This window comes from Streptomyces sp. NPDC002566 (genome assembly GCF_042889585.1).
Lineage (GTDB): Bacteria > Actinomycetota > Actinomycetes > Streptomycetales > Streptomycetaceae > Streptomyces.
Map to the genome: position 1 here is coordinate 739,232 of NZ_JBIARD010000004.1, position 21,938 is coordinate 761,169.

Below are 21,938 nucleotides of genomic sequence, written 5' to 3' on the forward strand. Positions count from 1 at the left end.
GGATCCCTCGCTTCAGTCACCCGCCCGTCCCCCAACCTGTGGCGTGAATGTGCGACTCTGGTGTGATCTTACGACTGACACTTCACGACCATCCGGACAGTGGTTCCTCGGGGATCCGATGGTCGGGGCCGAGGGGGGTCCACACTCATGAGCACGGCTTCCAGCAGCGCGGCGACGGATCCCGCCGTGCCCGGCGAGCAGGAGGCGCGGCCCCGGAGACTGAGCCGCCTCACCCTGCCGGCCGGTGTACGACCGTACCGCGCCCCGCTGCTCCTGTACGGCGTGACCAAGCTCGTCGGTCTCACCGTCTTCGCCGTGCTGCTGGAGGCCGCCGGGGACTACGAGAAGAAGGAGCCGCGGTTCGGCGGCGGCGCCCACTGGTGGGACGTGCTCGGCACCTGGGACGGCTGGTGGTACCTCCAGGTCGCTGAGAAGGGGTACGACCCGGGGCCCCTGGAACGGCTCGCGTCGGGCGGGCTGTTCACGGTGAAGCAGAACTCCGTCGCCTTCTTCCCCCTCTACCCCGGCCTGATCAGGGGCGTTTCCGAGGTCACCGGACTCGGTCTGTTCGGCTCCGGGCTGCTCGTCTCGGTGGTCGCGTCCTTCGTCGCGGCGGCCGGGATCTACGCCGTGATCTCCACGCTCGCCGGCGTCCGGGCCGGCACGATCGCCGCCGGGCTGTGGGCCGTGGCGCCCGGCGCGGGCGTCGAGTGGGCGGTGTACTCGGAGTCCCTGTTCGTCGCGATCGCGGCCTGGTGCTGCTACTGCGTGATGAAGCGCCGCTGGGTGGCCGCGGGGCTGCTCGCCTTCGTCGCGGGACTGAACCGGCCGACGGCCGCCGCGCTCATCGGCGCGGTGGGGCTGGCCGCGCTGGTGACGCTGGTCCGGCGGGAGAGCCGGCGCGAGCACGGGGTGGCCGGACCGCTGTACGCCATGTTCGCCGCGCCGCTCGGCCTGATCACGTACATCACCTGGGTCAGCCTCAACATGGGCTCCTTCACGGCGTACTTCACGCTCCAGCGTGAAGGGTGGGCGCACTACTTCGACTTCGGCGCCTACACGCTCGACGTCCTCGGCAACATCGCCGTCGGGCACGACCACTACCTGTTCTCGTTCACCACGTCCGATCTCATCGCCGTCCAACTGGTGCTGGCGCTGCCGTTCCTGATCGCGCTGATGCTGCGCAAGAAGCCGCCGCTGGTGCTGGTCGCGTACACGCTGGCGAGCATCGTGACCGTGCTGGGCACCCAGCAGATGTTCGGCAACACCCCGCGCTATCTCCTGCCGGTGTTCCCGCTGCTGCTCGGCCCGGCGGCCGCGATGAGCCGCTTGAAGTGGCCGAGCCTGACGGTGTTCTTCACCACGGCGGCGCTGGCGTCGGGCTGGTACGCGCACTACGTGATGTTCGAACTGGGCATCCCGTAGCGGCCGGTGGCTCCCGTTGACGGCGGAGGCTCCCCTGACCTGGCAGGGGCGTGCTCAGCCGCCCGAGGACGAGCCCACGGCCAGCAGCATGATCGCCAAGAGGAACACCCAGCCCGCCACCGCCAGCCAGCCCAGGATCAGGCCGGCCAGCGCGAGCCCGTCGCCGCCCTCCCCCGTGCGGCGGATCTCCGCGCGTGCGGAGTGCCCGAGGATCACCGCGGGGATGCCGGTGATGCCCGCCGTCATCGTGGTGAGCACACCGCAGACCATGGCGCCGATCGCCTTGCCGTTCGTGGGCGGCGGCGGGGCGGGCATAAAGGTGCGGGGAACTGCCGGAGGATAGGCCTGGAACGCCGGCTGGACGGGCACGGGCCCCTGCGGGAGGTCGGCCACGACGAGGGACAACTCCCCCACCGTACGGGCCTGGTAGACCCGCGCCACCCGCTTGTCCAGCTCGGCCTGCTGCAGGCGTCCCTCGGCGAAACCGGCTCTGAGCACGTCGACGGCGCGCTCGCGGTCCGCGTTCGCGGCCAGCATCGACGGGCTGCTCTGGCCCTGCCACGGCTGCCATGGCGACGGAAACGACACGGGCACCTCACCTCCCCCGGACAGGCATGAATGCCTCCATCATTCACCTACGCTCGGCGCGGCGCGATGGTTCCCCCCTCGTACGGTCCCGTCGGAACCCGTGCGACGGCAGGGCGGACGCCCCCGTCCACGCCGAAGGGCGGCCACCCCAGGGGGTGACCGCCCTTCAGAGCGTCAGACGTACGCCTTACTGGTTGTACGGACCGTAGTCGTAGTCCTCCAGCGGAACGGCCTGGCCGGAGCCCGTGCCGAACGGCGAGTAGTCGATGTCGTCGTAGCCGACGGCCGAGTACATCGCGGCCTTGGCCTCCTCGGTCGGCTCGACCCGGATGTTGCGGTAGCGGGACAGACCCGTACCGGCCGGGATGAGCTTACCGATGATGACGTTCTCCTTGAGGCCGATCAGGGAGTCGGACTTGGCGTTGATCGCCGCGTCCGTGAGGACCCTGGTCGTCTCCTGGAAGGACGCCGCCGACAGCCAGGACTCCGTGGCCAGCGAGGCCTTGGTGATACCCATGAGCTGCGGACGACCGGAGGCCGGGTGACCGCCCTCCTGCACCACACGGCGGTTCTCGGTCTCGAACTTGCCGCGCTCGACGAGCTCGCCCGGCAGCAGCTCCGCGTCGCCGGACTCGATGATCGTCACCCGGCGCAGCATCTGCCGGATGATGATCTCGATGTGCTTGTCGTGGATCGACACGCCCTGCGAGTTGTAGACCTTCTGGACCTCGCCGACCAGGTGGACCTGGACGGCGCGCTGGCCGAGGATGCGCAGCACGTCGTGCGGGTTCTGCGTACCCACGGTGAGCTGCTGGCCGACCTCGACGTGCTCGCCCTCGCTGACCTTCAGACGGGCGCGCTTGGAGATCGGGTAGGCCGTCTCGTCGCTGCCGTCGTCCGGCGTGATGACGATCTTCTTGGTCTTCTCGGTCTCCTCGATCCGCACGCGGCCGGAGGCCTCGGAGATCGGGGCGACACCCTTCGGGGTACGGGCCTCGAAGAGCTCGACGACACGCGGCAGACCCTGGGTGATGTCGTCACCGGCCACACCACCGGTGTGGAAGGTACGCATCGTCAGCTGGGTACCGGGCTCACCGATGGACTGGGCGGCGATGATGCCGACCGCCTCACCGATGTCGACCAGCTTGCCGGTGGCCAGCGAGCGGCCGTAGCACATGGCGCAGGTGCCGACCTGCGACTCACAGGTCAGGATCGAGCGGGTCTTGACCTGCTCGACGCCGTGGCGCACCAGCTGGTCGATGAGCACGTCGCCCAGGTCCACGTTGGCCGGCGCGATCACCTTGCCGTCGATGACGACGTCCTCGGCGAGCATGCGGGCGTAGACGCTGGTCTCGACGTCACCGGCCTTGCGCAGGACGCCGTTCTCGTCCTTCGAGGCGATCCGCAGCTTCAGACCGCGCTCGGTGCCGCAGTCCTCCTCGCGGATGATGACGTCCTGCGACACGTCGACCAGACGACGGGTGAGGTAACCCGAGTCGGCGGTACGCAGAGCGGTGTCCGCCAGACCCTTACGGGCGCCGTGGGTGGAGATGAAGTACTCCAGCACGGACAGACCCTCACGGAACGACGCCTTGATCGGACGCGGGATCGTCTCGTTCTTCGCGTTCGACACCAGACCACGCATACCGGCGATCTGACGCATCTGCATCATGTTGCCTCGTGCGCCCGAGTTCACCATCATGAAGATCGGGTTGGTCTTCGGGAAGTTGTCGTTCATCGCCTCGGCGACCTCGTTGGTCGCCTGGGTCCAGATCTGGATGAGCTCCTGCGTGCGCTCTTCCTTGGTGATCAGACCGCGCTCGTACTGCTTCTGGACCTTCTCGTCCTTGGCCTCGTACCCGGCGACGATCTCCTTCTTCGCCTCGGGGACGACGACGTCGGAGATGGCGACGGTGACGCCGGAACGGGTGGCCCAGAAGAAGCCGGCCGCCTTCAGGTTGTCGAGCGTCGCCGCCACGATGACCTTGGGGTAGCGCTCGGCGAGGTCGTTGACGATCTCGGAGAGCTGCTTCTTGCCGACCTCGTAGTCGACGAACGGGTAGTCCTCGGGCAGCAGCTCGTTGAAGAGCGCACGGCCCAGCGTGGTCTTCAGCCGGAAGCTGTCACCCTGCTGCCACTCGGCCTCGCCCTCCTCCTGGGCCGGAGCCGTCCAGCCGCGCGGCGGGATGGTGCCCACCGGGAAGCGGACGTCGATCTTCGACTGGAGCGACAGCTCGCCCGCGTCGAAGGCCATGATCGCCTCGGCGACGGAGGAGAAGGAGCGGTCCTCGCCCTTCACGTCCCGCATCTCGCCGTCGGTGGTGAGGAAGAACAGACCGAGGACCATGTCCTGGGTCGGCATCGTCACCGGACGGCCGTCGGCGGGCTTGAGGATGTTGTTCGAGGACAGCATCAGGATGCGGGCCTCGGCCTGCGCCTCCGCGGACAGCGGCAGGTGCACGGCCATCTGGTCACCGTCGAAGTCCGCGTTGAACGCGGTGCAGACGAGCGGGTGGATCTGGATGGCCTTGCCCTCGACCAGCTGCGGCTCGAAGGCCTGGATGCCGAGGCGGTGCAGGGTGGGCGCACGGTTCAGCAGCACCGGGTGCTCGGCGATGACCTCTTCGAGGACGTCGTACACCACGGTGCGGCCGCGCTCGACCATGCGCTTGGCGCTCTTGATGTTCTGCGCGTGGTTCAGGTCGACCAGGCGCTTCATCACGAACGGCTTGAACAGCTCCAGCGCCATCGCCTTCGGCAGACCGCACTGGTGCAGCTTCAGCTGCGGACCGACGACGATCACGGAACGCGCCGAGTAGTCGACACGCTTGCCGAGCAGGTTCTGACGGAAGCGGCCCTGCTTGCCCTTCAGCATGTCGCTGAGGGACTTCAGCGGGCGGTTGCCGGGGCCCGTCACCGGGCGGCCGCGACGACCGTTGTCGAAGAGGGCGTCAACAGCCTCCTGAAGCATGCGCTTCTCGTTGTTGACGATGATCTCGGGCGCGCCGAGGTCGAGGAGCCTCTTCAGACGGTTGTTGCGGTTGATCACACGGCGGTACAGGTCGTTCAGGTCGGAGGTCGCGAAGCGGCCACCGTCCAGCTGCACCATCGGACGCAGGTCCGGCGGGATGACCGGCACGCAGTCCAGCACCATGCCCTTGGGGCTGTTGCTGGTCTGCAGGAACGCGGAGACGACCTTCAGGCGCTTGAGCGCACGGGTCTTCTTCTGGCCCTTGCCGGTGCGGATGATCTCGCGGAGCTTCTCGGCCTCCTCGTCGAGGTCGAAGGACTCCAGGCGCTTCTGCAGCGCCGCGGCGCCCATCGAGCCGTCGAAGTACGTGCCGAAGCGGTCACGCAGCTCGCGGTAGAGGAGCTCGTCGCCCTCCAGGTCCTGGACCTTGAGGTTCTTGAAGCGGGTCCACACCTCGTCGAGACGGTCGATCTCGCGCTGCGCGCGGTCGCGCAGCTGCTTCATCTCACGCTCGGCGCCTTCGCGCACCTTGCGGCGCACGTCGGCCTTGGCGCCCTCGGCCTCCAGCTCGGCCAGGTCGGTCTCGAGCTTCTTGGCGCGGGCCTCCAGGTCGGCGTCCCGGCGGTTCTCGATCTGCTGCCGCTCGACGGAGACGTGCGCCTCCAGGGAGGGCAGGTCGCGGGTGCGGCGCTCCTCGTCGACGTACGTGATCATGTACGCCGCGAAGTAGATGACCTTCTCGAGGTCCTTCGGGGCGAGGTCGAGCAGGTAGCCCAGCCGCGACGGAACGCCCTTGAAGTACCAGATGTGGGTGACGGGGGCGGCCAGCTCGATGTGGCCCATCCGCTCACGGCGCACCTTGGCGCGGGTCACCTCGACGCCGCAGCGCTCACAGATGATGCCCTTGAAGCGGACGCGCTTGTACTTGCCGCAGTAGCACTCCCAGTCCCGGGTCGGACCGAAGATCTTCTCGCAGAAGAGTCCGTCCTTCTCGGGCTTGAGGGTGCGGTAGTTGATGGTCTCGGGCTTCTTGACCTCGCCGTGGCTCCACTGACGGATGTCGTCAGCGGTGGCCAGACCGATCCGGAGCTCATCGAAGAAGTTGACGTCGAGCACTATGCGTCAATCCCTCTCAGGGTTGTAAGTCATGGGGTCTGATACGGGGGTCCTGGGGCCGGCCGGGCTCATGACGAGCCCGGCCGAACTCCCGTCAGACCTCTTCGACGCTGCTCGGCTCGCGCCGGGACAGGTCGATGCCAAGCTCCTCCGCAGCGCGGAAGACGTCCTCGTCGGTGTCGCGCATCTCGATGGACATGCCGTCGCTGGACAGCACCTCCACGTTCAGGCACAGGGACTGCATCTCCTTGATGAGCACCTTGAAGGACTCGGGGATGCCGGGTTCGGGGATGTTCTCGCCCTTGACGATGGCCTCGTAGACCTTCACGCGGCCGGTGACGTCGTCGGACTTGATGGTCAGGAGCTCCTGGAGGGCGTACGCGGCGCCGTAAGCCTCCAGCGCCCACACCTCCATCTCACCGAAGCGCTGGCCACCGAACTGGGCCTTACCACCCAGCGGCTGCTGGGTGATCATCGAGTACGGACCGGTCGAGCGGGCGTGCAGCTTGTCGTCGACCAGGTGGTGCAGCTTCAGGATGTACATGTAGCCGACCGAGATCGGGTCCGGGAACGGCTCACCGCTGCGGCCGTCGAACAGCCGCGCCTTGCCGGACGGGAGCACCATGCGCTCGCCGTCGCGGTTGGGGATGGTGTGCTGCAGCAGACCCGCCAGCTCGTCCTCACGGGCGCCGTCGAAGACCGGGGTCGCGACGTTGGTGCCCGGCTGGACCGAGTCGGCGCCGATCGCCTGGAGGCGCTGCGCCCACTCGTCGGCGAGCCCGGAGACGTCCCAGCCGCGGCTGGCGAGCCAGCCGAGGTGGATCTCCAGGACCTGTCCCGGGTTCATTCGGGACGGGACGCCGAGCGGGTTGAGGATGATGTCGACCGGGGTGCCGTCCTCCAGGAACGGCATGTCCTCGATCGGCAGGATCTTGGAGATGACGCCCTTGTTGCCGTGGCGGCCGGCGAGCTTGTCACCGTCGGTGATCTTGCGCTTCTGCGCGACGTAGACGCGCACCAGCTGGTTCACACCGGGGGGAAGCTCGTCGCCCTCCTCGCGGTCGAAGACGCGGACGCCGATGACCTTGCCGATCTCGCCGTGCGGCACCTTCAGCGAGGTGTCACGGACCTCACGCGCCTTCTCACCGAAGATCGCGCGCAGCAGGCGCTCCTCCGGGGTCAGCTCGGTCTCGCCCTTGGGCGTGACCTTGCCGACGAGGATGTCGCCGGCGACGACCTCGGCGCCGATGCGGATGATGCCGCGCTCGTCGAGGTCGGCGAGGACCTCCTCGGAGACGTTCGGGATGTCCCGGGTGATCTCCTCGGGGCCGAGCTTGGTGTCACGGGCGTCGACCTCGTGCTCCTCGATGTGGATCGAGGAGAGGACGTCGTCCTGCACGAGGCGCTGCGACAGGATGATCGCGTCCTCGTAGTTGTGACCCTCCCACGGCATGAACGCCACGAGCAGGTTCTTGCCCAGCGCCATCTCGCCGTTCTCGGTGGCCGGGCCGTCGGCCAGGACCTGGCCCTCGACGATCCGGTCGCCCTCGTTGACGATGACCTTCTGGTTGACCGAGGTGCCCTGGTTGGACCGGGCGAACTTGGCCAGGCGGTACGTGATGTACGTGCCGTCGTCGTTGGTGGTGGTGATGTAGTCGGCGGAGACCTCCTGGACCACACCCGCCTTCTCGGCCTTGACCACGTCGCCGGCGTCGACGGCGGAGCGGTACTCCATGCCGGTGCCGACGAGCGGGGACTCGCTCTTGATGAGCGGCACGGCCTGACGCATCATGTTCGCGCCCATGAGGGCACGGTTGGCGTCGTCGTGCTCGAGGAACGGGATCATGGCGGTCGCGACCGACACCATCTGGCGCGGCGAGACGTCCATGTAGTCCACGTCGTCACCGGGGACGTAGTCGACCTCGCCGCCACGGCGGCGGACCAGGACGCGGTTCTCGGTGAAGCGCAGGTCGTCGTCGAGCGTGGCGTTGGCCTGCGCGATGACGAACCGGTCCTCTTCGTCGGCCGTCAGGTAGTCGACCTCGTCGGTGACGACACCGTCGACGACCTTGCGGTACGGCGTCTCCACGAAGCCGAACGCGTTGACGCGGCCGTAGGAGGCGAGCGAACCGATCAGACCGATGTTCGGGCCTTCGGGCGTCTCGATCGGGCACATGCGGCCGTAGTGCGAGGGGTGCACGTCACGGACCTCGAAGCCGGCCCGCTCACGGGACAGACCACCCGGGCCGAGCGCGGACAGACGACGCTTGTGCGTCAGCCCGGACAGCGGGTTGTTCTGGTCCATGAACTGCGACAGCTGGCTGGTGCCGAAGAACTCCTTGATGGAGGCGACGACCGGCCGGATGTTGATCAGGGTCTGCGGCGTGATCGCCTCGACGTCCTGGGTCGTCATGCGCTCGCGGACGACGCGCTCCATACGAGCCAGACCCGTGCGGACCTGGTTCTGGATGAGCTCGCCGACGCTGCGCAGACGACGGTTGCCGAAGTGGTCGATGTCGTCGGTCTCGACGACGATCGTCTGACCGTTGTCGCCGACCGTCTCGGTCTCACCGGCGTGCAGCTTGACCAGGTACTTGATGGTCGAGATGACGTCCTCGACCGTCAGCACGCCCGCGTCGAGCGGAGCGTTGCCGGCCAGCTTCTTGTTGACCTTGTAGCGGCCGACCTTGGCGAGGTCGTAGCGCTTGGGGTTGAAGTAGAGGTTCTCCAGCAGCGTCTGCGCGGCCTCACGCGTGGGGGGCTCGCCCGGACGCAGCTTGCGGTAGATGTCGAGCAGTGCGTCGTCCTGGCCCTGGGTGTGGTCCTTCTCCAGGGTGGCGCGCATGGACTCGTACTCGCCGAACTCCTCGAGGATCTGCTCGGTGGTCCAGCCGAGAGCCTTCAGAAGGACGGTGACGGACTGCTTGCGCTTGCGGTCGATGCGCACACCGACCATGTCGCGCTTGTCGATCTCCAGCTCCAGCCAGGCGCCCCGGGAGGGGATGACCTTGGCGGAGAAGATGTCCTTGTCGGACGTCTTGTCGATGGAGGAGTCGAAGTAGACACCCGGCGAACGGACCAGCTGCGACACCACGACACGCTCGGTGCCGTTGATGACGAAGGTGCCCTTGTGGGTCATGAGCGGGAAGTCGCCCATGAAGACCGTCTGGGACTTGATCTCACCGGTCTCGTTGTTGGTGAACTCCGCCGTGACGAAGAGCGGCGCGGCGTAGGTGAAGTCGCGGTCCTTGCACTCGTCGATGGAGTTCTTCGGCGGCTCGAAACGGTGGTCACGGAAGGTCAGGGACATCGACCCGGAGAAGTCCTCGATCGGGGAGATCTCCTCGAAGATCTCCTCGAGTCCGGACTTCGTGGGGACGTCCTGACCGTTCTCCAGAGCCTCCTCGACCCGACTCTGCCAAGCGGTGTTGCCGAGCAGCCAGTCGAAGCTCTCGGTCTGCAGCGCGAGCAGGTTCGGAACCTCGAGAGGCTCCTTGATCTTTGCAAAGGAAATGCGCAGCGGGGCGGTGCTGGCGCCGTTGTTCGTATTCGCGGTCGAGGCGTTGCGCGAGGCGGCCAAGAGGGGGTCCTTCCGAGGGCTCGGACTCACTACGCGCGTGCCGGCCCCTCTCCCACACACGGAGGACAGGTGGTGCCCGATCGGCCGAAAGGCCAGGTCGGACGGGTCCGGTCGTCGGTGCTAGGGCGAGGGCATGCCCCTGGTGACGGGCAGGGGACAGCTAACAGGCAGCGCAAAGGGACAGTGTAGCCACTTGGCACACTGATGTCCAGTGCGGGTTTCTCGCGACCCTCGTTGTTCTCAACGCCCTCGGTCTGCTAGTCCTCAACGCACGGTGATACTGCCCTCTTCGTCGTCGATCCATGCCTCGGAACCCGGATCGTTGTGACGACGCGTCCTGAGAATTGCGCGCTGCGTGCGGTTCGTCAAGGCCCCCCGGCTCGAACTCCCTGTCCGAACCGTTGCCCGAACAGAGGTGCCCGGCGACACGACGAAGATCACCATACCCCTCACGCACTCAGGTGCAAGGCAACCGTGGCCGGACCCCGGAAACGCCGAAGAGCGACCACCCAGATGGATGATCGCTCCTCGGTACGTGAGCGTTACAGCCCCTTTCGGGGCCGGCGCTTACTTGACCTCGACGGAGGCGCCGGCGCCCTTGAGGGACTCGGCGGCCTTCTCGGCGGCGTCCTTGGCGACCTTCTCGAGGACGGGCTTCGGGGCGCCGTCCACGAGGTCCTTGGCCTCCTTCAGACCCAGGGAGGTCAGCTCACGCACGACCTTGATGACCTGGATCTTCTTGTCGCCCGCACCGGTGAGGATGACGTCGAACTCGTCCTTCTCCTCCTCGGCCTCGGCGGTGGCGGCCGGGCCGGCCGGACCGGCGACGGCGACCGCGGCGGCGGCGGTGACGTCGAACTTCTCCTCGAACGCCTTCACGAACTCGGAGAGCTCGATGAGGGTCATCTCCTCGAACTGCGCGAGCAGGTCTTCCTGGCTGAGCTTCGCCATGGTGGGCGATCCTTCCACTAAATCGGCTGGTGCCGGATGTACATGTCTGGCGGGCGTCCGCCTTGCGGCGTCACGTAGACGTTCGGCCCGCTACGACCGCTGCTTCAGGCGAGCTGCCTCAGGCGGCGGTCATTTCGGGGGCCGAGTTACTCGGCACCGCCCTGCTCGGCCTGCTTGGCGCGAAGAGCGTCCACGGTGCGGACGAGCTTCGAGGGAAGCGCCTGGAAGAGCTGAGCAGCCTGAGACTGCTTGCCCTTGAAGGCACCCGCCAGCTTGCTGAGCAGAACCTCGCGGGACTCGAGGTCCGCAAGCTTCTTGATCTCGTCGGCGGACAGCGCCTTGCCGTCAAGGACACCGCCCTTGATGACGAGGTTGGGGTTGTCCTTGGCGAAGTCACGAAGACCCTTGGCCGACTCCACCGGGTCACCGGTGACGAAGGCGACCGCCGTCGGACCGTTGAACAGGTCGTCGAGCGTCGTGATCCCGGCCTCGTTGGCCGCAATCTTGGTCAGCGTGTTCTTCACCACGGCGTACTGGGCGTTCTCACCGAGCGAACGGCGCAGGTTCTTGAGCTGCGCCACGGAGAGACCCCGGTACTCGGTCAGCACGGCGGCGTTCGAGCTGCGGAACTGCTCCGTCAGCTCGGCTACCGCGGCAGCCTTGTCGGGCCTTGCCATAGAGCGTCGGCCTCCTTCCGGGTGATGAGGACCGCTCAGAAGGGGCTACGACAGACGAAACGCCCCGGCGCAGGCGCACGGGGCGTAGCTCGACCGGACGAGATCCGTCGAAGGACGGACTGCGGCCGGGAGCACTTCCACTCACACCTGCGCGGGTCGCCCGCATATCAGCGGATCCTTCGGTCACCGGGCTCTTTCGCAAGGGCACGGCAACGACCAGCGGTCTTTGGCTTCTCCGGAAGAGTACGGGAACGGATCGCCGTCAAGCAAATCCGTTCCCCGCACAGCCGGAGTGAGCGAGTAGGTAGGTAAGTAAGTAAGCGGGGGACGCGGCGAGGAGGGTCAGGCCGCGGGCGCGGGCTCCAGCCCGGAGACGTCGATCTCCGACTCGAGGTCGGACAGTTCCTTGTCGAGCGCGGGGTCGCCGCCGCTCTCGCCGACGCCCTTCGCGATCTCCTTGAACATCTGCGCCAGGTCGAAGGTCTGGTCGGCCGGCGGCGCCTTGACCACGGCCTTGGCGCCGTAGTCGGAGAACGTCATCGACATGCGGATCTTGCCCTGGGGGGCGTCCATGCCGATGTCCATCCGCGCCGGCAGGTCGTCGCCGTTGACCCAGACGTCCGTGTCGTAGCCCTTGATGCCGGCCTTCTCGGCCTGCTTCAGCACCTCTGCGCGCTTCTTCGGCCCGAGGACGTCCAGCGAGTCGTTGGCCTCCAGCATCTCCTTCACCGTGAGGGTGCCCTTGTAGTGCTCGGCCTGCTCGCCGCCGATCTTCTCGCTGCCCACGTGCTTCAGGTTGGGCGAGTCGAGGAGCATGGCCAGCTGCTGCGCCGGGTCCTGGTTCATGTTCTCCAGGCCGGAGGACATCTGCTTGCGCAGCGCGGCATCGCCGGTGGCCTCCGCCATCGCGGTCAGGTCCATCTTCATCCAGCGCTTGCCGTCCAGCTCGGCGGGCGCCTTGTCCCCCATGTCCAGGTACATGATGTTGTCGCGCATGATCATGCGCACCCGCTCCGGAGCGCCGGGGGCCTGCGCCAGGGCCGAGCTCTCCATCGTGAGGTCCATGACGGCCGGGTCCCAGCCCATGGTCCCGGACATCTTCATGTCGCCGCCGCCCTTCATGGCGGCCGGCATCGACACCGTCATGGTGACCTTGGCCGACTTCGCCTCGGACGTCTTCTCGTAGGCGGCCGTCAGCACCTGCGCGGCGGACCGCTCCGCCCCCTGCTTGACGCCCTTGCCCGCGCCCGCGCAGCCCACCGCGCCGGTGAGCAGCAGGACCACGACGGTGGCCGCGGCGGTGTTTCTCCGTACGTTCATGTGTGTCCCCCCAGGACATCGGGACGCGATCGTCCCCCGCGTCCATCACCCACCGGGGACCTTATCCCGGTGATCTCTTTGCCGTCGTGCGAGTTTCGGGCGCTTTTCACGCCCGTCTACCGTGTCGAGGACTGCTTCCGCAGCAGCTCGGTGAAGTCGGCGGTGTCACCCGCGGGCGGCGCCTGCACGGAGGCGTCGGCGCCGTAGTCGCTGTAGTGGACGGTCTGCGTGTACGTCCCGGTGGTCATCTGGCCCTTCTCGACCTTCTTGACCAGAAGATCGTCCTCGTCGACCCAGATGTCGATGGTCTCGGTCTCCACGCCGGCCTGCTCCAGCTGCCTCCTCATGTCGGCGAGCTGGGCCGCGCTGAGGCTGGAGTTGCGGGCGGCGAGGTCCGCGAGATCGACCGTGCCCGAGTAGTGCGTGGTCTCCTTGCCGCGCACGGTCTCCTCGCCGACCTTGCGCACGTCTCCCGAGGCCAGCAGCATCTTCACCGACTGGTTCGGGGTGGAGTTCTGCATCTGGTCCTTCAGATACGCGCCCGACCCGCCCCCGAGGTCCGCCAGGGCGTCGTAGGGATACCTGATCCAGTGCTTGCCGCCGGCCTGCGCCGCGAAGGCGTCGCCCATGCGCGCGTAGTAGGCGTCCGGCAGGTAGCGGGCCTCCATCGACGTGCTGCCCATCTTGCGCATGGTGTCGGCCAACGCGCCGCCGGTGTACGTGAGGGTGAGTCTGCCCCTGAGCCCGTCGCTCCAGCCCACCGATCCTTCGGCCGTCATCGACATCGCCGAGCCCATGGTCGTCGTGGACTCCACCCGCGCGGAGTCGGCCGCGCTCGTGGACTTCTCCGCACTGAGCAGCGCCGCGACGGGGCTCAGGGCGGCACGGTCCGGGGCCGGCGCCCCGCTGCCCCCGTCGGCCCCTTCGCGCGCCCCTCCGGAGCCGCTCCCCCCGCATGCGGCCACCCCGGCCAGCAGGCCCACCGCGACGATCGACACGCCCGCGCGGCGCGCGCCAGTGGACTTCCCCATACGTCCCACCCCCAACGAATCCCGTGCTCGCACGCTAACGCACAGCACTGACATCGACACCGATTCGCGGGTTCCGGTGGTCGCCACCCCGGCACTCACCGACGCCACAGGGAGCGCACCCGCACGGGAAAAGGGACGAGCCCCGCACCTCGGAAGGTTGCGGGGCTCGTCGCCGATCGCTGTGAGCGGATGCTCAACCCGGTCAGACGGCTGCCGGGTCCTCCTCGACGAGGAGGTTGCGGGTGCGGTTCGGGTCGAGCGGAATGCCGGGGCCCATCGTGGTGGAGATGGCGGCCTTCTTGATGTAGCGACCCTTGGCGGCGGACGGCTTCAGACGGAGGATCTCCTCCAGCGCCGCGCCGTAGTTCTCCACCAGCTTGCTGTCGTCGAACGACGTCTTGCCGATGATGAAGTGCAGGTTCGCGTGCTTGTCGACACGGAACTCGATCTTGCCGCCCTTGATGTCGGTGACGGCCTTGGCCACGTCGGGGGTGACGGTGCCGGTCTTCGGGTTCGGCATCAGGCCACGCGGACCGAGCACGCGGCCGAGGCGGCCGACCTTGCCCATGAGGTCCGGGGTGGCGACGACGGCGTCGAAGTCCAGACGGCCCTTCGCGACCTCGTCGATCAGTTCGTCGGAGCCGACGATGTCGGCGCCAGCGGCCTCCGCGGCCGCAGCACGGTCACCGGTCGCGAAGACCAGGACCCGGGCGGTCTTGCCGGTGCCGTGCGGCAGGTTCACGGTGCCACGGACCATCTGGTCGGCCTTGCGCGGGTCGACACCCAGGCGGAAGGCGACCTCGACGGTGCCGTCGAACTTGGTCGTGGAGGTCTCCTTGGCGAGACGGACGGCCTCGAGCGGGGCGTACTGCTTCTCCCGGTCGATCTTGGCGTCCGCAGCGCGGAGAGACTTGCTGCGCTTGCTCACTGCTGCTCCTGTGTGTTCTGAGGAGTCGTGGTGCGGGCCGAGCAGGCCCTGCCACGCGCGGCCGAGGCCGCATGGAGTTCTGAGAAGGTGGTGCGGGGCTCGGAAGGTCAGCCCTCGACCGTGACGCCCATGGAACGCGCGGTGCCGGCGATGATCTTCGCGGCGGCGTCCAGGTCGTTGGCGTTGAGGTCGGGAAGCTTGGTCTGCGCGATCTCGCGGACCTGCTCCTGGGTGATCTTGGCGACCTTGGTCTTGTGGGGCTCGCCCGAGCCCTTCTCGACACCGGCGGCCTTGAGGATCATCTTCGCGGCCGGCGGCGTCTTGGTGATGAAGGTGAAGGAGCGGTCCTCGTAGACCGTGATCTCCACCGGGATCACCCAGCCACGCTGCGACTCGGTCGCGGCGTTGTAGGCCTTGCAGAACTCCATGATGTTGACGCCGTGCTGGCCGAGCGCGGGGCCAACCGGCGGTGCGGGGTTGGCCGCACCGGCGTTGATCTGGAGCTTGATGAGCCCCGTGACCTTCTTCTTCTTGGGAGGCATTGCTCTCCGGGTCCTTTCGGTTCGGGTCCTGCCCGCGTTCGGAACACCGTCCGGAAAGCCGACAAGCCGCTCCGGACGCAGGCATACCGCACAACGATAGCGGGTATAGATGCGCGGCCAAAAACCGAGCAGGTCAGACCGGCCTCATCAGCCTGTCTGACCTGTTCGGAGGCAGGGGGTCCAGAAAAAGCTAGTTCTTCTGGATCTGGTCGAAGCTGAGCTCGACCGGGGTCTCGCGGCCGAAGATCTCCACGAGACCCTTGACCTTCTTCGAGTCGGCGTTGATCTCGTTGATCGTGGCCTGCAGCGTGGCGAACGGGCCGTCCGTGACGGTGACCGAGTCGCCGACCTCGAAGTCCAGCACCTGGACCTCGACCTTGCGGGCCGGAGCCGGCTTGCCCTCGGCCTCGGCGGCCTCGCGGGCGGCCTTCTCCTCGGCCTCCGGGGCGAGCATCTTGACGATCTCGTCCAGGGTCAGCGGGTACGGGTCGTAGGCGTTGCCCACGAAGCCGGTGACGCCGGGGGTGTTGCGGACGACGCCCCAGGACTCGTTCGTCAGGTCCATGCGCACCAGCACGTAGCCGGGGAGCTTGTTCTGGCGGATGGTCTTGCGGTCGCCGTTCTTGATCTGGACGACCTCTTCCTGCGGCACCTCGGCCTGGAAGATGTAGTCCTCGACGTTCAGCGAGACGGCGCGCTGCTCCAGGTTGGTCTTCACGCGGTTCTCGTAGCCGGCGTAGGTGTGGATCACGTACCACTCGCCGGGCAGCGTGCGCAGCTCCTCGCGCAGGGCGGCGATGGGGTCGACCGGCTCGGCCGGCTCCTCCTCGGCCGCGTCCTCCGCGACGGCCTCGGCACCCTCGGCGTCCTCGTCGTCGGCGGCGGCGCTGTCGGCGCCCTCTTCTTCGTCGCCCTCGACGTGGAGCGCGGCTTCCTCCGCGGGGTCCCCGGCCTCGGCGTCGGCAGCCTCGAACTCGTCCAGGTCCTCGTCAGCGCCCTCGACGATGTCGAGCTCGTCGTCAGCCTGGTCCGGCTCGATGGCGTCGTTCAGGTTCTGGTCAGACACGGTGGCTGCTTCTTCCTGGATACATAGGGGTGGAACACGCGAAAGGGGCGCCGATCACCCGGCGCCCTTCGCTCTTGGCTCAGCCGAAGACGTACTTGGCGAGGTGGCTGAGTCCATAGTCAATCACGGTCACCAGGCCGATCATGATCACGACGAAGACGATCACGACGGTCGTGTACGTCGTCAGCTGGTTCCGCGTGGGCCAGACGACCTTGCGGAGCTCCGCGATGATCTGGCGGTAGAAGAGGGCGAGCCGCTTCAGCGGGCCCTTCTTGGCGCGCTTGCCGCCCTTGCGCGCCTTCTGCGTCTCAGGCACTTCGTCCTGGGCATCAGGCGTGTCGATGGAGCCCACGGCATCCGCCATTCGTCCTCACCTGTTCCCGGGTCGTGGCCGTGCCGCGCCCGGTCTGAGCCGCACGGCGGTGCATTGCTGTACGTACATGCGCACACCTGGCGGTGTGTGTAGCAGGGCCGGAGGGACTCGAACCCCCAACCGCTGGTTTTGGAGACCAGTGCTCTACCAATTGAGCTACGACCCTTTGTGTGTCCCCCAACGTACCGCATCCACCCGGATGCTCGGTGTGCATCCGTTGCGGCACGGCTGTCGAAGGCCAACGACGTAGGAGTGTACGTGGTCCCGGGCCCTCCGTCGAACGGAAAGCGGCCCGTGGAGCGCCATCCGCGCAAGATCGTCGGGAAACGGCCGGAAGATCACCCAGGCCACCGCGTGGGCCCGGCCGACGATCCGTACGGATGTTCAGGGGTTTGCCCGTACCTGTTCAGTCTGTGAAACCCGCGTGCCCGGCTCGTTTCCGGTCTGGAACCATGGGCCTCATGAGCGCTGCAACCCCTCCCACCGAGCGCCGGGTCTCCGCCCGAGTCGGCGCGATCTCCGAGTCCGCCACCCTCGCCGTGGACGCCAAGGCCAAGGCCCTGAAGGCCGCCGGGCGTCCGGTGATCGGCTTCGGCGCCGGCGAGCCCGACTTCCCGACCCCGGACTACATCGTCGCGGCGGCCGTCGAGGCCTGCAAGAACCCCAAGTACCACCGCTACACGCCGGCGGGCGGTCTTCCCGAGCTGAAGGCCGCCATCGCCGCGAAGACCCTGCGTGACTCGGACTACGAGGTCGACCCGTCGCAGATCCTGGTCACCAACGGCGGCAAGCAGGCCATCTACGAGGCGTTCGCCGCGATCCTCGACCCGGGTGACGAGGTCATCGTCCCGGCGCCGTACTGGACGACGTACCCGGAATCGATCCGGCTGGCCGGCGGCGTCCCGGTGGAGGTCGTCGCGGACGAGACGACCGGCTACCGGGTGAGCGTGGAGCAGCTGGAGGCGGCGCGCACGGAGAAGACGAAGGTCGTGCTCTTCGTCTCCCCGTCCAACCCGACCGGCGCGGTCTACAGCGCCGAGGACGCCGAGGCGATCGGCCGCTGGGCCGTGGATCACGGCCTGTGGGTGCTGACGGACGAGATCTACGAGCACCTGGTCTACGGCGACGCGAAGTTCACCTCGCTGCCGGCGATCCTGCCGGAGCTGCGGGACAAGTGCATCGTGGTCAACGGCGTCGCCAAGACGTACGCGATGACCGGCTGGCGGGTCGGCTGGATCATCGGCCCGAAGGACGTGGTGAAGGCCGCGACCAACCTCCAGTCGCACGCCACCTCGAACGTCTCCAACGTGGCCCAGGCCGCCGCGCTGGCCGCCGTCTCCGGTGACCTGTCGGCCGTCGAGAAGATGCGCGAGGCGTTCGACCGGCGCCGCAAGACCATCGTGCGGATGCTCAACGAGATCGACGGGGTGCTCTGCCCCGAGCCCGAGGGCGCGTTCTACGCCTACCCGTCGGTGAAGGCCCTGCTCGGCAAGGAGATCCGCGGCAAGCGCCCGCAGGACACCGTCGAGCTCGCGGCGCTCATCCTGGAGGAGGCCGAGGTCGCGGTCGTCCCGGGCGAGGCCTTCGGCACGCCGGGCTACCTGCGGCTGTCGTACGCGCTGGGCGACGAGGATCTCGTCGAGGGTGTGAGCCGGATCCAGAAGCTGCTGGCGGAGGCCACCGACTGACTTCGACCTACTCACGCGAGTAGCTTTCGGGCCGCCTCTTCTGGGAGGCGGCCCGCTGCTTTGTGCGAGCAAGACCACGTTCGGGGAATCGACTGTCCGAACGGCGCCCGCGTACGGCAGGATTCCCAGATGGAGCGTGTACGTGATGTCTCTGAACTGCCGAAAGCCCATCTGCACCTGCACTTCACCGGATCGATGCGGCCCTCCACCGTGCTGGAGCTGGCCGACAAGTACGGCGTGCGCCTGCCGGAGACGCTGACCGAGGCCCTGACCAGCGGGGAGCCGCCGCAGTTGCGGGCGACGGACGAGCGGGGCTGGTTCCGCTTCCAGCGTCTGTACGATGCCGCCCGCGGGTGCGTCCGGGAGCCCGAGGACATACAGCGCCTGGTGCGCGAGGCCGCCGAGGAGGATGTGCGGGACGGCTCGGGCTGGCTGGAGATCCAGGTGGACCCGACGTCGTACGCGCCCCGGCTGGGCGGGCTGATCCCGGCGCTGGAGATCATCCTGGACGCCGTGGACTCGGCCTCGCGGGACACGGGGCTCGGGATGCGGGTGCTGGTGGCGGCGAACCGGATGAAGCATCCGCTGGACGCGCGCACCCTGGCCCGGCTCGCGGTGCGGTACGCCGACCGGGGCGTCGTCGGCTTCGGGCTGTCGAACGACGAACGGCGGGGCATGGCCCGTGACTTCGACCGGGCGTTCGCCATCGCGCGGGAGGGCGGGCTGCTGTCCGCGCCGCACGGGGGCGAGTTGACGGGGCCGTCGTCGGTGCGGGACTGCCTGGACGATCTGCACGCCTCGCGGATCGGGCACGGCGTGCGGGCCGCGGAGGACCCGCGGCTGCTGAAGCGGCTGGCGGAGCGGGGCGTGACCTGCGAGGTGTGCCCGGCCTCGAACGTGGCGCTGGGGGTCTACGAGAAGCCCGAGGACGTGCCGCTGCGCACGCTGTTCGACGCGGGCGTGCCGCTGGCGCTGGGCGCCGACGACCCGCTGCTGTTCGGCTCCCGCCTGGCCGCCCAGTACGAACTGGCCCGGCATCACCAGGGCTTCACCGACGAGGAACTGGCGGAACTGGCCCGCCAGTCCATCCGCGCCTCAGCGGCCCCGGAGGACGTACGCACCAAGCTGCTGTCGGGGGTGGACGACTGGCTGGCTACGCCGTAGCGGCGGACGGCCGCGTCCCCTCGCAGCCGCGGGCACTCGCGCGCGCATGTGGCACCCGGGGTGGATGCGGGCGCACGGCGTTCGACGCAGCCCGGCGTTTGGGGGTGCCGCTGCGCCCACCCTCCCCCACTCTCGGCTTCGCTCGAGCGGGGGGACCCCCATCGCCCCGGCGGCACGACTGCCCGCAGCTACGAGGGATGCGACTGCCCGCGGCTGCGAAGGGACGCGTGAGCGCCGTTCCTACAGGCTCACCCCGACCGTGACCGGCTCGTTGACCAGCGTCACGCCGAAAGCCTCCCGCACCCCGGCGACGACCTCCCGCGCCAGCACGAGCAGATCCTCCGTCGTGGCCGCCCCCCGGTTGGTGAGCGCCAGCGTGTGCTTGGTGGAGATACGCGCAGGCCCGTCGCCGTACCCCTTGGTGAACCCGGCCTTGTCGATGAGCCAGGCCGCGGAGGTCTTCGTGTGCCCCTCCCCCGCCGGGTAGGCGGGGGGCTCGACGCCGTCCCCGAGCCGCTCCTTCACGCGCGCGTGGAACACCGCGAAGTCGGCGTCGCTGAGGATCGGGTTGGTGAAGAACGACCCGGCGGACCAGGTGTCGTGGTCCTCGGGGTCGAGCACCATCCCCTTGCCCGCGCGCAGCTTGAGCACGGTCTCCCGGGCGTCGGCGAGCGGTACGCGCTCCCCGGGCTCCACACCCAGCGCGCGAGCCGTCTCGGCGTACTTCAGAGGCGCCGACAGCCCGTCCGCGTCCTCCAGCGCGAAGCGGACCCGCAGGACGACGTACCGGTCGGGGTCGGCCTTGAAGCGGCTGTGCCGGTAGGAGAAGGCGCACTCGGCGGCGCTGAGGGCGACGGTCTCGCCGGCGCGGCGGTCGTAGGCGATCACCTCGGTGATCGTGGAGGAGACCTCCTGGCCGTACGCCCCGACGTTCTGGATGGGGGTCGCGCCCGCGGAGCCGGGGATGCCGGCGAGGCATTCGACGCCGGCGAGCCCGGCCTCGACGGTGCGGGCGACGGCGTCGGTCCACACCTCGCCGGCCGCCAGCTCCAGCGTGGTGCCGGTGAGCTCGAAGCCGCTGGTGGCGATGCGCAGGGCGGTGCCCTGGAAGCCCTTGTCGCCGATGACGAGGTTGGAGCCGCCGCCGATGATCAGCAACGGTGTGCCGTCGGCGTCGGCCTCGCGGACGGCGGCGATCACCTCGGCGTCGGTCGTCGCGGTGACCAGCCGGGTGGCGGGGCCGCCCAGCCGGAAGGTGGTCAGCGGGGCGAGGGGGGCGTCGTGGAGTTCCTGCACGCGCCCAAGACTACGGGCATGGGTAAGGGGCGCCCGCAACGGAGGACGCCCCTTACCGCCGCTTACCTGCTCAGGCGAGTCGTACGAGCGCCCGGGACATGCCCAGGACCTTCTGCCCCGCGCTGGTCGCCGTCAGGTCGACGCGGACCGTGTTGTCGTCGAGCTTGGCGGCGACCTTGCCGCTGACCTCGATGGTCGCGCCCTGCTCGTCGTCGGGGACGACGACGGGCCGGGTGAAGCGGACGCCGTACTCGACGACCGCGCCCGGGTCGCCGACCCAGTCGGTGACGACCCGGATCGCCTCGGCCATGGTGAACATGCCGTGCGCGATGACGTCCGGCAGGCCCACCTCCTTGGCGAACCTCTCGTTCCAGTGGATCGGGTTGAAGTCGCCGGAGGCGCCCGCGTAGCGCACGAGGGTGGCCCTGGTGACGTCGAAGGTCCGCGCCGGGAGTTCGGCGCCGACCTCGACGTCGTCGTAGGAGATGGTCGCCGTCATGTCAGCCCTCCTCGGCCGCGCGGGCCACGAGCTTGGTCCAGGCGGTCACGACGTGTTCGCCGGCCTCGTCGTGGACCTCGCCGCGGATGTCCAGGATGTCGTTGCCCGCCATGGACTTGATGCCCTCGATGGTCGAGGTGACGGTGAGGCGGTCCCCGGCGCGCACGGGGCGCCGGTAGGCGAACTTCTGGTCGCCGTGCACGACGCGGCTGTAGTCCAGACCGAGTTGCGGGTCCTGGACGACCTGGCCGGCGGCCTTGAAGGTGATGGAGAACACGAAGGTCGGCGGAGCGATCACATCGGGGTGGCCGAGGGCCTTTGCGGCCTCCGGGTCGGTGTACGCGGGGTTCGGGTCCCCCACCGCCTCCGCGAACTCACGGATCTTCTCCCGGCCCACCTCGTAGGGCTCGGTGGGCGGGTAGGTCCGCCCCACGAAGGACTGGTCGAGCGCCATGGCTCGGCACCTCCTGGTTGCTCTACTGAACGGTACGCGTCTCTCAACGACGCGAGGCCGCCCCCGATCACTCGGGGACGGCCTCGCATACGAGCCTGATTTATCGCGTCTCGCGGTGCGCGGTGTGCGCGTTGCAACGCGGGCAGTGCTTCTTCATCTCAAGACGGTCCGGGTTGTTACGCCGGTTCTTCTTGGTGATGTAGTTCCGCTCCTTGCACTCCACGCAGGCCAGCGTGATCTTCGGGCGGACGTCGGTGGCAGCCACGTGA

The 21,938-nt window shown here is 68.3% G+C and carries 18 protein-coding genes and 1 tRNA gene; 3 read left to right on the plus strand and 16 right to left on the minus strand.

The window, feature by feature from the left end:
- The first annotated feature begins 147 nt into the window (after positions 1–147).
- The gene (locus ACFYXA_RS20530) at positions 148–1,425 is read left to right on the plus strand and encodes a hypothetical protein (RefSeq protein ID WP_351094550.1); all 1,278 of its coding nucleotides are present in this window, start codon (positions 148–150) and stop codon (positions 1,423–1,425) included.
- A 54-nt stretch (positions 1,426–1,479) separates the two neighbouring features.
- Here ACFYXA_RS20530 and ACFYXA_RS20535 read toward each other — a convergent pair whose 3' ends face one another.
- The 12 genes from ACFYXA_RS20535 to ACFYXA_RS20590 all read right to left on the minus strand — a co-directional run bounded on the left by ACFYXA_RS20535 (position 1,480) and on the right by ACFYXA_RS20590 (position 16,734).
- The gene (locus ACFYXA_RS20535; RefSeq protein ID WP_389034665.1) at positions 1,480–2,013 is read right to left on the minus strand and encodes a DUF1707 and DUF4190 domain-containing protein; all 534 of its coding nucleotides are present in this window, start codon (positions 2,011–2,013) and stop codon (positions 1,480–1,482) included.
- A gap of 187 nt (positions 2,014–2,200) precedes the next feature.
- A complete protein-coding gene (locus ACFYXA_RS20540; protein ID WP_352245290.1) occupies positions 2,201–6,100 on the minus strand; it encodes a DNA-directed RNA polymerase subunit beta' in 3,900 nt (1,299 codons plus the stop codon).
- A 94-nt stretch (positions 6,101–6,194) separates the two neighbouring features.
- Positions 6,195–9,680: a DNA-directed RNA polymerase subunit beta gene (rpoB, locus tag ACFYXA_RS20545; RefSeq protein ID WP_130441033.1), complete on the minus strand. Its 3,486-nt coding sequence runs from the start codon at positions 9,678–9,680 to the stop codon at positions 6,195–6,197.
- Positions 9,681–10,247: 567 nt separating this feature from the next.
- Positions 10,248–10,631 carry a 50S ribosomal protein L7/L12 gene (gene rplL, locus ACFYXA_RS20550; RefSeq protein WP_037680487.1) on the minus strand — a complete coding sequence of 128 codons (384 nt, stop codon included), beginning with the start codon at positions 10,629–10,631 and terminating at the stop codon, positions 10,248–10,250.
- Between the two features lie 146 nt (positions 10,632–10,777).
- Positions 10,778–11,308 carry a 50S ribosomal protein L10 gene (gene rplJ, locus ACFYXA_RS20555; RefSeq protein WP_130441031.1) on the minus strand — a complete coding sequence of 177 codons (531 nt, stop codon included), beginning with the start codon at positions 11,306–11,308 and terminating at the stop codon, positions 10,778–10,780.
- A 342-nt stretch (positions 11,309–11,650) separates the two neighbouring features.
- Positions 11,651–12,628, minus strand: coding sequence for a hypothetical protein (locus ACFYXA_RS20560; RefSeq protein ID WP_352245289.1), 978 nt, complete (start codon positions 12,626–12,628; stop codon positions 11,651–11,653).
- Between the two features lie 116 nt (positions 12,629–12,744).
- Positions 12,745–13,659, minus strand: a complete 915-nt coding sequence (locus ACFYXA_RS20565) for a hypothetical protein (protein WP_389034672.1) — start codon at positions 13,657–13,659, stop codon at positions 12,745–12,747.
- 202 nt (positions 13,660–13,861) lie between these two features.
- Positions 13,862–14,587 (minus strand): 50S ribosomal protein L1, encoded by a 726-nt coding sequence (gene rplA, locus ACFYXA_RS20570; protein ID WP_352245287.1) that lies wholly within the window; start codon positions 14,585–14,587, stop codon positions 13,862–13,864.
- A 107-nt stretch (positions 14,588–14,694) separates the two neighbouring features.
- Positions 14,695–15,129: a 50S ribosomal protein L11 gene (gene rplK / locus ACFYXA_RS20575; RefSeq protein WP_130441023.1), complete on the minus strand. Its 435-nt coding sequence runs from the start codon at positions 15,127–15,129 to the stop codon at positions 14,695–14,697.
- A gap of 190 nt (positions 15,130–15,319) precedes the next feature.
- Positions 15,320–16,195 carry a transcription termination/antitermination protein NusG gene (gene nusG / locus ACFYXA_RS20580; RefSeq protein WP_352245286.1) on the minus strand — a complete coding sequence of 292 codons (876 nt, stop codon included), beginning with the start codon at positions 16,193–16,195 and terminating at the stop codon, positions 15,320–15,322.
- A 79-nt stretch (positions 16,196–16,274) separates the two neighbouring features.
- On the minus strand, positions 16,275–16,559 hold the full coding sequence (gene secE / locus ACFYXA_RS20585; protein WP_351094562.1) for a preprotein translocase subunit SecE: 285 nt from the start codon (positions 16,557–16,559) through the stop codon (positions 16,275–16,277).
- A gap of 102 nt (positions 16,560–16,661) precedes the next feature.
- Positions 16,662–16,734 (minus strand) — tRNA-Trp (locus ACFYXA_RS20590).
- A 295-nt stretch (positions 16,735–17,029) separates the two neighbouring features.
- Here ACFYXA_RS20590 and ACFYXA_RS20595 point away from each other — a divergent pair.
- On the plus strand, positions 17,030–18,256 hold the full coding sequence (locus ACFYXA_RS20595; protein WP_389034679.1) for a pyridoxal phosphate-dependent aminotransferase: 1,227 nt from the start codon (positions 17,030–17,032) through the stop codon (positions 18,254–18,256).
- Positions 18,257–18,385: 129 nt separating this feature from the next.
- Positions 18,386–19,420: an adenosine deaminase gene (locus ACFYXA_RS20600; protein WP_352245284.1), complete on the plus strand. Its 1,035-nt coding sequence runs from the start codon at positions 18,386–18,388 to the stop codon at positions 19,418–19,420.
- 240 nt (positions 19,421–19,660) lie between these two features.
- On the opposite strand, the gene ACFYXA_RS20605 is transcribed toward ACFYXA_RS20600, so the two are convergent.
- The 4 genes from ACFYXA_RS20605 to rpmG all read right to left on the minus strand — a co-directional run bounded on the left by ACFYXA_RS20605 (position 19,661) and on the right by rpmG (position 21,934).
- Complete coding sequence (locus tag ACFYXA_RS20605; protein WP_389034683.1) at positions 19,661–20,716, minus strand: UDP-N-acetylmuramate dehydrogenase; 1,056 nt, start codon at positions 20,714–20,716, stop codon at positions 19,661–19,663.
- A gap of 70 nt (positions 20,717–20,786) precedes the next feature.
- Positions 20,787–21,215, minus strand: a complete 429-nt coding sequence (locus tag ACFYXA_RS20610) for a MaoC family dehydratase (RefSeq protein ID WP_351094565.1) — start codon at positions 21,213–21,215, stop codon at positions 20,787–20,789.
- Between the two features lies 1 nt (position 21,216).
- Complete coding sequence (locus ACFYXA_RS20615) at positions 21,217–21,669, minus strand: MaoC family dehydratase N-terminal domain-containing protein (RefSeq protein WP_351094567.1); 453 nt, start codon at positions 21,667–21,669, stop codon at positions 21,217–21,219.
- A gap of 100 nt (positions 21,670–21,769) precedes the next feature.
- Entirely contained in the window at positions 21,770–21,934 is a 165-nt protein-coding gene (rpmG, locus tag ACFYXA_RS20620; RefSeq protein WP_003948671.1) for a 50S ribosomal protein L33, read from the minus strand.
- Positions 21,935–21,938 lie beyond the last annotated feature (4 nt).

Coding starts and splice junctions, on each gene's coding strand:
- ACFYXA_RS20595 (WP_389034679.1), top strand. CDS start 17,030: ATGAGCGCTGCAACCCCTCCCACCGAGCGCCGGGTCTCCGCCCGAGTC.
- ACFYXA_RS20610 (WP_351094565.1), bottom strand. CDS start 21,215: ATGACGGCGACCATCTCCTACGACGACGTCGAGGTCGGCGCCGAACTC.
- ACFYXA_RS20530 (WP_351094550.1), top strand. CDS start 148: ATGAGCACGGCTTCCAGCAGCGCGGCGACGGATCCCGCCGTGCCCGGC.
- ACFYXA_RS20560 (WP_352245289.1), bottom strand. CDS start 12,628: ATGAACGTACGGAGAAACACCGCCGCGGCCACCGTCGTGGTCCTGCTG.
- secE (WP_351094562.1), bottom strand. CDS start 16,559: ATGGCGGATGCCGTGGGCTCCATCGACACGCCTGATGCCCAGGACGAA.
- ACFYXA_RS20600 (WP_352245284.1), top strand. CDS start 18,386: ATGGAGCGTGTACGTGATGTCTCTGAACTGCCGAAAGCCCATCTGCAC.
- ACFYXA_RS20565 (WP_389034672.1), bottom strand. CDS start 13,659: ATGGGGAAGTCCACTGGCGCGCGCCGCGCGGGCGTGTCGATCGTCGCG.
- rplL (WP_037680487.1), bottom strand. CDS start 10,631: ATGGCGAAGCTCAGCCAGGAAGACCTGCTCGCGCAGTTCGAGGAGATG.
- rplJ (WP_130441031.1), bottom strand. CDS start 11,308: ATGGCAAGGCCCGACAAGGCTGCCGCGGTAGCCGAGCTGACGGAGCAG.
- ACFYXA_RS20615 (WP_351094567.1), bottom strand. CDS start 21,669: ATGGCGCTCGACCAGTCCTTCGTGGGGCGGACCTACCCGCCCACCGAG.
- rplK (WP_130441023.1), bottom strand. CDS start 15,129: ATGCCTCCCAAGAAGAAGAAGGTCACGGGGCTCATCAAGCTCCAGATC.